The sequence below is a fragment of the Geobacter sp. genome, from assembly GCF_027327745.1.
Taxonomy (GTDB): domain Bacteria; phylum Desulfobacterota; class Desulfuromonadia; order Geobacterales; family Geobacteraceae; genus Geobacter.
Window position 1 is genome coordinate 13,898 of the sequence record NZ_DAHVYG010000002.1, and the last position, 12,147, is coordinate 26,044.

The 12,147-nt window shown below is 66.7% G+C and carries 12 protein-coding genes; 2 read left to right on the forward strand and 10 right to left on the reverse strand.

The genetic code is table 11. The annotated features are described in order from the left end of the window. The first annotated feature begins 62 nt into the window (after positions 1–62). The gene (locus M6689_RS00160) at positions 63–398 is read left to right on the forward strand and encodes a hypothetical protein (RefSeq protein ID WP_298266457.1); all 336 of its coding nucleotides are present in this window, start codon (positions 63–65) and stop codon (positions 396–398) included. A gap of 91 nt (positions 399–489) precedes the next feature. Here M6689_RS00160 and M6689_RS00165 read toward each other — a convergent pair whose 3' ends face one another. From M6689_RS00165 to M6689_RS00195, 7 genes are all read right to left on the reverse strand, one after another. Beyond that, the gene (locus M6689_RS00165) at positions 490–1,080 is read right to left on the reverse strand and encodes a nucleotidyltransferase family protein (RefSeq protein ID WP_298266459.1); all 591 of its coding nucleotides are present in this window, start codon (positions 1,078–1,080) and stop codon (positions 490–492) included. Then, entirely contained in the window at positions 1,001–1,843 is an 843-nt protein-coding gene (locus M6689_RS00170) for an XdhC family protein (RefSeq protein ID WP_298266461.1), read from the reverse strand. The genes M6689_RS00165 and M6689_RS00170 overlap by 80 nt, the downstream gene beginning before the upstream one ends. Next, positions 1,840–4,014, reverse strand: a complete 2,175-nt coding sequence (locus M6689_RS00175) for a xanthine dehydrogenase family protein molybdopterin-binding subunit (protein WP_298266463.1) — start codon at positions 4,012–4,014, stop codon at positions 1,840–1,842. Before M6689_RS00175 ends, M6689_RS00170 begins: the two co-directional genes overlap by 4 nt. After that, the gene (locus tag M6689_RS00180) at positions 4,011–4,475 is read right to left on the reverse strand and encodes a (2Fe-2S)-binding protein (RefSeq protein ID WP_298266464.1); all 465 of its coding nucleotides are present in this window, start codon (positions 4,473–4,475) and stop codon (positions 4,011–4,013) included. Before M6689_RS00180 ends, M6689_RS00175 begins: the two co-directional genes overlap by 4 nt. Before the next feature lie 299 nt (positions 4,476–4,774). Continuing rightward, positions 4,775–5,392 carry a glycine zipper domain-containing protein gene (locus M6689_RS00185; RefSeq protein WP_298266465.1) on the reverse strand — a complete coding sequence of 206 codons (618 nt, stop codon included), beginning with the start codon at positions 5,390–5,392 and terminating at the stop codon, positions 4,775–4,777. Positions 5,393–5,490: 98 nt separating this feature from the next. Next, positions 5,491–6,729 carry a diguanylate cyclase gene (locus M6689_RS00190; protein ID WP_298266466.1) on the reverse strand — a complete coding sequence of 413 codons (1,239 nt, stop codon included), beginning with the start codon at positions 6,727–6,729 and terminating at the stop codon, positions 5,491–5,493. A gap of 28 nt (positions 6,730–6,757) precedes the next feature. Continuing rightward, complete coding sequence (locus tag M6689_RS00195) at positions 6,758–7,441, reverse strand: metallophosphoesterase family protein (RefSeq protein WP_298266467.1); 684 nt, start codon at positions 7,439–7,441, stop codon at positions 6,758–6,760. A 114-nt stretch (positions 7,442–7,555) separates the two neighbouring features. Here M6689_RS00195 and M6689_RS00200 point away from each other — a divergent pair, with 114 nt between their 5' ends. Then, the gene (locus tag M6689_RS00200; RefSeq protein ID WP_298266468.1) at positions 7,556–8,698 is read left to right on the forward strand and encodes a metallophosphoesterase; all 1,143 of its coding nucleotides are present in this window, start codon (positions 7,556–7,558) and stop codon (positions 8,696–8,698) included. Positions 8,699–8,844: 146 nt separating this feature from the next. Here the strand turns inward: M6689_RS00200 and M6689_RS00205 are convergent, their stop codons facing one another. The 3 genes from M6689_RS00205 to M6689_RS00215 form a co-directional block, all read right to left on the reverse strand. After that, complete coding sequence (locus M6689_RS00205) at positions 8,845–9,999, reverse strand: ATP-binding protein (RefSeq protein ID WP_298266469.1); 1,155 nt, start codon at positions 9,997–9,999, stop codon at positions 8,845–8,847. Between the two features lie 211 nt (positions 10,000–10,210). Then, positions 10,211–11,158, reverse strand: a complete 948-nt coding sequence (locus M6689_RS00210) for a hypothetical protein (RefSeq protein ID WP_298266471.1) — start codon at positions 11,156–11,158, stop codon at positions 10,211–10,213. A gap of 190 nt (positions 11,159–11,348) precedes the next feature. Beyond that, positions 11,349–12,140, reverse strand: coding sequence for an NRDE family protein (locus tag M6689_RS00215; protein WP_298266473.1), 792 nt, complete (start codon positions 12,138–12,140; stop codon positions 11,349–11,351). Positions 12,141–12,147 lie beyond the last annotated feature (7 nt).

A 12,147-nucleotide genomic window follows, 5' to 3' on the forward strand; every position in this document is an offset into this window, starting at 1 on the left:
ATAATTATCAGTAAAGGGGGGAGCAACGCCCCGGGGAAAAACCATCATCTGAGAGGGAAGCAATGCCTGAATTCAGCGAAGTACCCCGCGACATGGATGTCCTGGATTCGATCCTGTCCAAAGAGACCAAGAACGGGTTCCTCGTCGACGTGCGCCTCGTGAAGCGGCCGCGCCAGTACGAGGCGGCCCTTTTCCTGAACGGCAAGTACAAACCGGGGCCGGCGGTGCCGCGCCCCCTCGACAACCCGTCGGGGGAGACCACCCACTGGATGGGGGTGCGGCCGAGCGTCGGCTTCACCTATGAGGAGGCCGGCAAGATCATCGACGAGGTCTCGGCCCAGAACACCCTCCGGCGGATCCAGTTCAAGGACACCTGGGGCCGGGATATGTACGAGTAGCCCCCTCTCTCATCGGAACGGAAAAAGGCGGAAACCGTGCGCTTTTGCGCTGCCGGGTTCCGCCTTTTCCTTTTTCCGCCTGCCCTTCGTATCACATCCCGGCGCCGAACCGCTCGGCCATGACCAGGTAGTCGTCCCACACGTCCATGTCCATCACCACCCCCTCGTCGGCCACCGGCACCAGCCGGACCTTCTCCCGGTGCCGGGCGATGAGCTCCCGGAGGTTGGGGTGGGACCCGATCTCGGCGATGACGGCGCGGGGAAAGAGGGTCGGGTGCCCCTTGGCCCCGTCGTGCACCGGGATGATGATGGCGTCGGGCTCCTCCCGGTGCAGCTTCGCGAGGGAGCGGACCGTGTCGGGCCTGACCAGGGGGTGATCGGCCAGCGCCACGAGCACCGCCGAGGTCCCGCCGCTTAGATGGGCGAGGCCGGTGCGGACCGAGTCGGCCATCTCGCACTCCTCGCCGACGTTGACCGCCACCGTCACCGGATATCCCGCCACGGCCGCCGCCACCGCGTCTCCCCGGGAGCCGACCACCACCACGACCTCCCCGATGCCGGCGGCAACGAGGGTCTCGATGCAGTGGGCGACCGCCGGGCGGTCAGCGAGCTGCAGCAGCTGCTTGCAGACCCCCATCCGCCGGGAGTTCCCGGCGGCCAGGAGCAGTGCCGATACCTGCATGGAGCCTCCTTCGTTCGATGAACTGGGCGACGATGCTGACGGCGATCTCCTCGGGGGTCTCGGCGCCGATGGCAAGCCCTACCGGGATGGTGACGCGGCCGATCTCCTCCGGCGGATACCCCTCGTCCGCCAGGGTCCGGAGGAGCGCCTCGCGCTTGCGGGCGCTGCCGATGAGGCCGATGAAGGGGGCCGGGGTCCGGAGTGCCCCCCGCACGGCGGCGAAATCCTTCTCGAAGCCGGTGGTGGCGATGACGACCGCCGTGGTCCCGTCGACGGCGATCCGCTCGAAGAGCCCGTCGTACTCGCCGGTCAGCACCTCGTCGGCTCCCGGGAGCTCCTCCCGGTCGGCGTAGCCGGGGCGGTCGTCGGCCACGGTGACCCGGTAGCCGGCGAAGGAGGCCGCCCGGGCGAGGGCCTTCCCGATATGGCCGGCCCCGGCGATGATGAGGCGGGGCCGGCTGGCGGACGGCTCCACGTAGACCAGGACCCGGCCGCCGCAGACGTGGCCGTGCTCCTCAGTGAGGGTGAAAGCCACCGTCCGGGGCCTCCCCTCATGGATCGCCGCTAGGGCCGCCGCCACCGTCTCCAGCTCCACCCGGCCCCCTCCCACGGTGCCGAGGGTCGTGCCGTCGTGGCGGACGAGCATCTTCGCCCCCGCCTTGCGCGGACTCGACCCGCTCGTCTCCACCACCGTCGCCAGGGCCGCCGGCACCCCCGCCTCGGCGAGCCGGATCAGTTCCCGATAAAGGGCGTGATCGCTCATCCTTTTCCCATCGCCTCCCGTACCCGCTCCGGCGTCAGCGGCAGGGTCCGCAGCCGCGCGCCGGTCAAGGCGAAGAGGGCGTTCGCCACGGCCGGGGCGATGGGGGGGACCCCCGGCTCGCCGATTCCGCCCGGTTTCTCGCCGTTTCTCGCGATGTGGGTCTCCACCTCCGGCATCTCCCGCATCCGGATGATGGGATAGTCGTAGAAGTTGGACTGCTGGACCCGGCCGTTGGCGAAGGTGATGGCGCCGTGCAGCGCCGCCGAGAGGCCGAAGGCGACCCCCGACTCCATCTGGGAGGCGATGATCTCCGGGTTTACGAACCGGCCGCAGTCGACGGCGCAGACCACCCGGTGGACCCTGATCTCTCCCTCCCCGTTCACCGAAACCTCCGCCACCTGGGCGATGAAGCTGCCGAACGACTCATGGACGGCGATCCCCCGCCCCCGTCCCGCCGGGAGCGGTTTTCCCCAGCCGGCCTTTTCCGCCGCCAGGTCGAGGACCCCGGCGACCCGGGGGTGCTTCGCCAGGAGGGCGCGGCGGTAGCGGTACGGGTCGTGCCCCGCGGCGTGGGCCAGCTCGTCGATGAAGCTCTCCTTGACGAAGGCGGTGAAGGAGTGGCCGACGGAGCGCCACCAGAGGACCGGCACCCCGGCCGGGGCCATGTGGTAGTCGCAGCGGAAGTTGGGGACCTCGTAGGGGGAGTCGGCGGCCCCTTCGACGGAGGTTTCGTCGATGCCATTCTTCAGCATCCCCCCCTCGAAGGGGGTCCCGGTGATGATCGACTGGCAGACGATCCGGTGGGTCCAGGCGAGCGGCATCCCGGCCCGGTCGAGACCCGCGGCCAGCACGTTGTAGGAGGAGGGGCGGTACCACCCGCCGTGGATGTCGTCTTCCCGGGTCCAGACCACCTTCACCGGCTTGCCGATCCCCTTGGAGAGCTGCACCGCCTCCCGCACGAAGTGGGAGTCGGGGACCGCCCGCCGCCCGAAGCCGCCCCCGAGGAACATGGTCCGGAGGCTGATCTTCTCCTTGGGAAGCCCCGTGATCTTTGCCGCGGCGTCCCGGTCGCCGGTCTGCATCTGGGTGCCGACCCAGATGTCGCACCCGTCGGGGCGGACGCTCGCCACGCAGTTCAGGGGCTCCATCGGCGCGTGGGCCAGATAGGGGAGGGTGTAGACCGCGTCAATCCGCTTCGCCGCCTTTTCCAGGGCGGCATCGGCGTTGCCGCGGCTGGCCGCCACGGCCCCCGGCTTCTTCGCCATCTCCGCGTACGTTTCCCGCTGGCGGGCGCTGTCTAGCCCCGCCAGGGGCCCCTCGTCCCACTCGATCTCCAGGGCTTCCCGCCCCTTCAGGGCCGCCGGGAGACTCTCGGCCACCACCCCCACCCCGGCGTCGATGGGGAGGATCCGCTTCACTCCGGGGACCTTCTCCGCCAGGTCCTCCCGGATCCGCTTCGCCCGCGCGCCGAAGACCGGCGGCCGGGCCACCACGGCGGTCAGCATCCCGGGGACGGCGACGTCGAGGCCGAAGGGGGCGGTGCCGTTCACCTTAGCCGGGGTGTCGAGGCGCTTCACCCCCCGGCCGATGACCTTCTGCTCCTTTGGCCCCTTGAGGGTGACGCTCTTCGGCGGCTGGAGCCGGGAGGCCGCGTCGGCGAGCCTGCCGTAGGAGAGGCGCCTCCCGGTGGGAAGGTGGATGACCTGGCCGTTTTCGGCCCGGCACTCTGCCGGCTTTACCTGCCAGGTCCCGGCCGCCGCGGCGGTCAGCATTTGGCGCGCGGCGGCGCCGGCCTGGGCGAGGCGCTCCCACTCGGTACGCACGCTCGTGCTCCCGCCGGTCACCTGCATCCCCCACAGGGCGTGGTTGTACGCCGGAGCCACCGGCGCCGCCTCCACCCGGATTACCGCCGGGTCGACCTCCAGCTCCTCGGCCACGATCATCGGCAGGGCGGTGTAGACCCCCTGTCCCATCTCCGACTTGTTGACGATCACGGTGATCGAATTGTCGGAGCCGATCCGGAGAAAGGCGTTGGGGGCGAAGGTCTCCTCGGGGGGCTGCACTCCCAGGGCGGCGCCGAGGGGGAGGTGCACCCCGATGATCAGCCCGCCCCCCAGGACGGCGCCGGTCTTGAGAAACGCGCGGCGGCTTATGGCAGTGCTCCCGCTCATGGCGTACCTCCTTTCCCCTTCATCCCGGCGGCCCGGTGGATCGCCTTCCTGATCCGCCGGTAGGTTCCGCAGCGGCAGAGGATCCCCGACATGGCGTCGTCGATGGCCGCGTCGTCGGGCTTGGGGTTTTCCGCCAGCAGGGCGGTGGCGGCCATGATCTGCCCCGGCTGGCACCAGCCGCACTGGGGGACGTCCTCGGCGATCCACGCCTGCTTCACCGGGTGATCCTCGGGGATTCCCTCGATGGTGGTGATGCTCTTCCCCGCCACGGCCGAAACCGGGGTGACGCAGGAGCGGATCGCCCGGCCGTCCAGGTGGACCGTGCAGGCCCCGCAGAGGGACTTGCCGCAGCCGAACTTGGTCCCGGTGAGGCCGATTTGTTCCCGGATCACCCAGAGGAGCGGGGTGTCGGGGGGGACATTCACCTGCTGTCGTTTGCCGTTCACCGTAAAGGAAATCATGCTGGAACCTCCTTGCCGTCTCCGAGCGCCGGCGCGCGATCGACTGGCGCCGGTGACGGAGCAGCGCGGCCGCTGTCCTCGCGCGCGGGGCGTCGGGTCGGCCGGATGGTGGAGAGTCGCGTGGAGCGGGAGTGCCAGGAGTCTGTCGGACTTAGGAACGAATCTACTGCGAGAACGGCAAATCGGCCCATATTCCCGGGAATTCTTGACGAATAGAACCACTATTCGCCTTCAAATTCCCGGAAATCTGTCCTCGATCTGCCATTCTCTCGCTACGATTCCCTAAGTCCGACAGACTCCTAGCGGACCGTGAAGGTCGTCTCGCGGGTGTCGCTCGCCGACTCGGTCTTCACCGTGGCGGTGACCCGGTAGGTCCCCGTCTTGGCGTCAGGGGGAAGGACGATCGGGATGGTGGAAGTATAGGTGCCGCCCCCGTGGGTGACCATCGTTTGGGGGTTGCCGACGAGGTCTCCCTCATGGCGCAGTTCCACCGATTCGGTCACGCTGGTCTGGGCATTGGCGGTGGGGATGAGGAGGGCGTAGGTGGTCTGGATCTCCACCTTCTCGCCGGGGCGGACGCTCGTGGGGGTGACGCTCGCGTTCTCGATCCGGACCATGGTGCCGGAGGAGGGCTGGAAGTTGTAGCGGGCCGCCGTCTGCTCGGCGGTCTGCTTCTTGTCGATGGTGTAGTTGCCGACGATGCCGCCGATGAGGGCGCCGGCGAGGCCGCCGAGGACCGCCCCCTTCGTCCTGGACCCCTCGCCCGCCAGGACCGCGCCGGCGATGGCCCCGGCCGCGGCGCCGTAGCCGGCCCCCTTGGCCGCCCCTTTGTGCTCCTCGGGGACTGTGACGCACCCCGTGAGGGTGGTGAATGTGAATGCCGCCAGTGTTGCCAGTGCGATGACGCTGCGTTTCATGGTCCCCTCCGTGGTCCGCTGGTTGTCAAGCCTCGGTGACGATCGTCAACCAGAAAAGTATAGCTGGGAGGGGCGTGAATGCAATCGGCGAAGGGAGGTCAGACGCTCACCAGGTTGCGCCCCCGCCCCTTGGCGCGGTAGAGGGCCTGGTCGGCGGCCTTGATGACATCGTCGGGACGGCGCCGGTCGCCGCCGCTCTCGGCCACGCCGATGCTGACCGTGACCGAGACGGTACCCTGACTCCGGGGGGGGGCGCTGCTGCGCTGCCTCTTTCCCTCCCGGCAGGAGGAGGGGCGATCGTTTCCCCTCAGCCGCATCTGGTAATCGGCGATGATGCCGCGCAGCTCCTCCAGGTGGGCCATGACCTCGTCGCGCCCCTTGCGGGGGAAGAGGATGGTGAACTCCTCTCCGCCATAGCGGTAGGCCTTTCCGCCGCCGCCGACGCCGCGCAGCTTCGACGCCACCAGCCGGAGGACCTGGTCCCCCACGTCATGGCCGTAGGTGTCGTTGAACTTCTTGAAGTGGTCCACGTCGACCATGGCGACGCAGTAGCGCCGGCCGAGCCAGGAGAGCTGCTCGTTGAGCGCCCGGCGCGAGGGGAGACCGGTCAGCTCGTCCCGAAACGCCATGTTGTAGGAATCCTTCAGGACCCCCAGCGACAGGATCACGGCAGCGGCGGTCATGAAGACGGGGGTGACGTAGGGGTGGGCAACCCCGTTGCACGCCACGGTGAAGGCGGCCAGGACCCCGAGGAACGAGCTGTCGATGGGGGACTGCTTCAGGCTTGCCCGCACCGCCACCACGGCGCCGGAAAGGGCGATGGCCGGCAGGGCCGGTTGGGGGAGGGGGGAGCCGGCAGGAAAACCGCCCGTGGTGAACTGCCAGGCCAGGAACTGCTGCACCGCCACGTGTCCCGGCGCCATGGCCCACCAGACGAACAGGGTCTGGGCCGCCAGGAAGGCGAGGCGGATCCGTCCCGCCACCGTGACGATCCCCCGTTCCCGCATCAGGGCGAAGAGGGCGATGTTGGGCGGCACGAGGAAGGTGACGGCCTGGAAGAGGACCGTCGCCTCGATCCCCCGGGGTGCCCCCGTGAGGTGGCGCTGAAAGCTCCAGCAGGAAAGGGCTAGGAGAAGGAAGACGAAGAAGGCGCGCCCCCGGTGGAAGTGGAGGGAGAGGATCGTGCCGAGGGCGATCGCCAGGTAGGGGAGGTGCCCCAGGAGCTCCAGCCGCGCCGGGGGAAGTTCCGTCACCCGGGGCATGAGCCAGAAGGTCGCCGCCAGCAGCGCAGCGGGGATGACGAAGATGGTGAAATTTTTTGCGGTGAGGGTGTTCACGCCGCCGGCGGCTCCTTGCGGAAGTGCTTCATAGGTCGATGTTCTCCTGGAAAGTGAGGGTCATGCCGTCCAGCTCCAGGGCCGTCAGGCTCCCCATCCCCGGCTCGCCGGCATAGACGCAGCCGTTGTCGAGGACGATCCGGTCGGTGGCGAGCCCCCGGGCGATTGCCTCCCGGGTCATGGGGGTGTGGCCGCCGATGAGCCGGCGGCCGCCGATCTTCTCCCGCCGCACCTCCAGGGAGCGGCTCCAGAGCATCGCCTCCCGGTCGGCAAAGGGGTCGGGGAGGGCGAAGTTCAGGCTCGCGTGGACGAGGACGAAATCGGGGAGGAGGCGGTAGAAGGGCATCTCCTCCACGAAGCGCCGGTAGACGGGAGGGACCTCGCAGGGATCCTCCACGCCGAAGCTCGCCAGGGTGGCGCCGCCGCCGTTCAGCATCCAGAGCCGGAAGAGCTCCCGGTCGTGGCAGCCGTTCAGGAACATCTCCTCGTGGTTTCCCCGCACCGGCCAGACCCGGTACCCCTTCAGGACCAGCCCCCGGAGGATGTCCAGGACCTCCCGGCTCCCCGGCCCCCGGTCGATGTAGTCGCCGAGGAGATAGAGGTCGTCGCGGCGGTTCAGCCCGATCCCCTCCCCGAGGAGCCGGTCGAGGGTCCTGCTGCAGCCGTGGATATCCGGGACGACGAAGCGGCGGGAGTAGCGGGGAGTTTTCACGTGCGCACCATGCCGTGATGAGAAAGGATGAATGTCTTATAGCACGCGGCCGTCTCGCAAGTAAACCGTCAATGTGGTAGAGTTTCCGGGCGGGCACAATGGGAGGAGAGAGCGATGTCCATCTTCCTGGCTACATTTTTCCTCATATACGGCGGAACCCACCTCTATTTCTACACCAAGGCAAGGGCCGTCTTCGGCTTCGGTCCCGCGGTGGGAGTGCCCCTGGCCCTCTTCCTCGTCCTCATGGCCGCCGCCCCGATCCTCGTCCGGATCGCCGAGCGGCAGGGGCTGGAACAGCCGGCCCGGCTCCTCGCCTGGAGCGGCTACTGCTGGATGGGGTTTCTCTTTCTCTTTTTCAGTTGCTCGCTCCTGGTCGACTGCTGGCACCTGCTGCTGCGGTTCGGCGAGCTGGTCGCCCGCCGGGAATTCGCAACCTTCCGCCTCCCCCACCTGCCGGTCTTCGGCATCGCCGCGACTTACGGCCTTCTTGCCGCCGCCTACGGCTACCACGAGGCTCTCGCCATCCGGACCGATCGGATCACGATCCGGACCCCGAAGCTCCCCCCCGGCGTCGAAAGGCTGACCATCGCCCAGATCTCCGACGTCCACGTGGGGCTCATTGTCCGCGAGGAGCGTCTCCGCCGGATGCTGGCGGCCGTCCGGGCCGCTAACCCCGACCTCCTCGTCTGCACCGGCGACCTCGTCGACGGCCAAGTGAACGACATCGCCCCCCTCATGGACCTCTTCGCCTCCATCCACCCCCGCTACGGCAAGTTCGCCGTCACCGGCAACCACGAGTATTTCGTTGGCCTTGGCCAGGCCCTGGAGTTCACCCGGCGCGCCGGCTTCCGCGTCCTGCGGGGAGAAGGGGAGACCGTGGCGGGGGTGCTGAACGTGGTCGGGGTCGACGACCCCGCCGGCAAGTCCTTCGGCGAGTTCCGCGGCGCCGACGAGCGGGCGCTCCTGGCGGCGTTTCCCCGCAACCGCTTCACCCTCTTCCTCAAGCACCGGCCGACGATCGACCCCGTCGCCCTCGGCCTCTTCGACCTCCAGCTCTCGGGCCACGTCCACGGCGGCCAGCTCTTCCCCTTCGGCCTCGTCGTCCGGCTCTTCTACCCCCTCATGGACGGCCTCCACCGCCTCGCCGGCGGCGAACTCCTCTCCGTCAGCCGCGGAACCGGCACCTGGGGCCCCCCGATCCGCTTCTTCGCCCCGCCCGAAGTGACGGTGATCGAGCTCGTGCGGGGGGACGGGTAAAGGGAGGGAGTGCTTCCCGGAAGGTGATCGTTATCTCCCTCTCCAAGTCCTTGAAAATCTGTCGGGTTTTGAAGATTTGAAGATTATTGCCTGGGGAAACCGGTAGAGGGTGGCGGCTTGAGGGTGCTGTGCCCTATGCATGCTCCTCAGTCGATCGTTATTTCCTCCGGCAAGGTGGCGATCTCGGTCAGGGGGAGGATGGTGATCTTTTCATGGGCGCGGTAGCGGACGCCGCCGGGATAGACAACCCAGAGGTGCCGCAGACCGAGATCGGCCAAGGCACTGTGCATGGATTTGGTCACCTTGGGCGCCTCGTTGAATTTGCACTCCACGCCGAAGCGTTGCCCCCCCGAAAAAAAGAGCAGGTCAAGTTCCGCACCGCCTTGCGTGGCCCAGAAATAAGCCTCGACGGGGCGCAGAACACATAAAACCTGTTCCAGGGTGAACCCCTCCCAGGAGGCACCGAGCCGCGGATGCCCCAATAGATCATGCCGGCTGCCGATGCTGAGCAGGCTGTGCAGAAGGCCGCTATCGCGCAGATAAACCTTGGGGGTCTTGACCTGGCGTTTCTTCAGGTTTTCGTGCCAGGGCTGCAGTTGCCTGACCATGTAGGTGCCGGAGAGGATGTCCAGATAGTGGCGGACCGTTTTGTCCGACAGCCCCATGGAACGCCCAAGTTCCGAGGCGTTCCATGTTTGCCCGTGCAGATGGGCCAGCATGGTCCAGAAGCGGCGCATGGCCGTTGCCGGAATCGATATTCCCAATTGGGGGATGTCCCGTTCCAGAAAGGTCCGGATGAATCCTTCCCGCCAAGCCAGACTGTCTGTTTCGCTGTCGGCGAGAAAGGAGCGGGGAAAGCCGCCGCGCAGCCAGAGCCGGTCACCGTCTTTCGGAGGAATTTCCGTTAGGTCGAACCCGGTGAGGTCGATAAATTCGATGCGGCCAGCCAGGGTTTCCGAAACCTTCCGGATAATCTGGGGCGAGGCACTCCCCAGGATCAGATAGCGGGCCGCTTGTCCGGGGCGATCGGCCAGAACCCGCAGGACGCCGAACAGCTCCGGCGCCAGCTGGATTTCATCCAGTATCACCAGCCCGGAGAGCGCCCCGAGCAGAAGCTCCGGGTTCTGCAGCCGCTGCCGGTCCATGGGCGATTCCAGATCGAAATAATGGGCTTCCCGCTGCTCGGCAAGCATCCGCGCCAGCGTGGTCTTTCCGCACTGACGTGGACCAAGCAGTGCTGTCACCGGCGAGCGCTGCAATGCGGCCGAAACCTGGGCAAGATAACGAGGACGAGTAATCATGGCAAAATAATATCATTGTAAAATCGGAGTGTAAATCCGAAATTGCAATGATATTATTTGCGCGACAAGGAGAAAACCGAATGAAAAGAACTTGTCGGGTCGGGCCCTGAAGATTTGAAGATGGGAGGTGATTCCACCTGGCGGTGCAGGTTGCCGACATTCCACTGTCACGGATCATCCATCCGCAATAGAGGACTTCTGCCATCAAGCTTCAGAACCGGTAGCCGATGCCACCCAGGAATATGTCGCTGTCCCGGTCGTAGCTGGAGATAACCCTGTCCCAGGTCGCCCGGATGTGCCAGTGTTGGCTGATTCGATAACTCCCCGTCAGCGAGGCTATTTCGGATACAAATACGTCACCGTAGCGACCGTTGTTGCCGCGCCGACCGTCGACGGCGAAATAGCCGCCTAAGCCGGCTCCGAGAGCCAGGTGGTCATGAAGAAAGGGCTTTGCCAACCAGAGCTGGGTGGTCAGCCCGTACCGGTCGATCAGGGCGTTTCTCCCTTCGTAGAGGGCTCCTACCGTCAACTCCACGTACCGCCAGAGCCCGCGCCGGTATTCGAGGGCGATGGCGCGGGAACGCCCGCTGCCTGCAGGGGCGGGAATGTTCACGACTGTTTCGCCGCCAAAGACCGTCAGCTCGTTGTTTGTTGTTAGTTCGGTCTGCGGAGGAGCTTTGGCGAGAGGGCCCGGAGTGGACGGCGCATCGAGCTGGTAGCCGATGCCGGCAAGCACCGACAGTGTGTCGAAACTCTGTCCTCCCCTGACCCACGATCCGCGCAGCTCGTAAATGAAGCGGCTCTTTGTGTACCAGTTCGCGGCAACGTTGACCATGGTTCCCCACCCGTGAAAATCAGAGGCGGGGGCTCCGGATGAAGGGATGATGGTATCGTAGTAAAACACTGCTCCAGCTCCGGCGGCCAGGGAAAGCTGCGGGTGGAACGGGCTTGCGCGGACCCACAGATTGACGGCGTTGCCGTCGCGGTGGTGTTCGACAAAATGCCCCTGGTTAAGGTACGAAAGGCTCCAGGCGAAATGCTCGCCGAGCCCTTCCATGTATTCCACCTGCCAGGCACTGGCTTTCTGTGTGGGATTGTTCGTCACACCGTAACCGCCGAGCAGACTGATCTCCCCGGCCAGGACCGGGCAAGCAAGCATGACTAATAGCACGGAAAGAAGAACATAGCGCATGACGGTCCCCTCCTCTTGCTTCCGCTCCCTTGAAGTCGCTTAAGTACCCTTTGCGTTGGGCCAGTATAACGTATTGTTAGCCATCGTCAATGTGTGGAGGATGTAAACGGGACCGGTGGCGGCGATGCCGGGGATGAAGTGAACGGGCCGGCCGTCGTCACCTCACCGGGAAGGTCACTGGTAACGCGATGGTGAAGCGAAACTTTACGGTCCGGGGGTGGTCGGCGGCGCCGTTGAAGCTTCGTTCCACGAAGGTGCAGGTGTTGTCGCGGCCGATGAGGATCACCGTGGAGGAGCGGCTGCCGTAGGTGGGAGTGGCGATGAAGAGGGGGGAGAGGAGCCGCTCCCGCTCAGGCCCGACGCCGGTGTCAGGGAGGAGATGGTCGGGGGCCGGGGTGCGGTCGGCGAGGATGGCGAAGAGGTCGTCGGGGGCGGGTTCGTCCCGGGCAGCCAGGAGTTTCGCCAGCGCCTCCTTCCCTCGCGCCACCTTGGGCCACGGTGTGTCGAGAAGGTGGTTGGAGAGGCCGTGGATCCCCGCCGGCACTCTGGCGGGGAGCGCTCCCCGGTTGGAGAAGTAGAGAAGTTCACTGCCGTCGCCGAAAATCAGGTTGAAACCGTTGTAGCTGTTCCCTTCCCGATGCAACCGCTCCAGCAGGGCGGCGGGCGTCATCTCCCCCCGCAGGAAATCGGCCACGAGACGCCCCCGCGAGGGTGCTCCTTCACGGTACGTCCGCGGATCCCGGTAGTTGGTCACCGCGGCGATCCTTCCCCCCGTCGTTATCCCGCACCAGGTTCCTCCTCCCGTCAGATCGCGCCCGGCCAGGACCTGTGGAGCATCGTCCCAGAAGGAGGCCGGCGCGGTGGGGCGGTCATAGAACTCGTCCCGGTTGGCGGCCAGCACCAGGCGGTAGCGGGGATGCGCCTCAAGGGCGAAGAGGATGAGGCACATGGCTCGT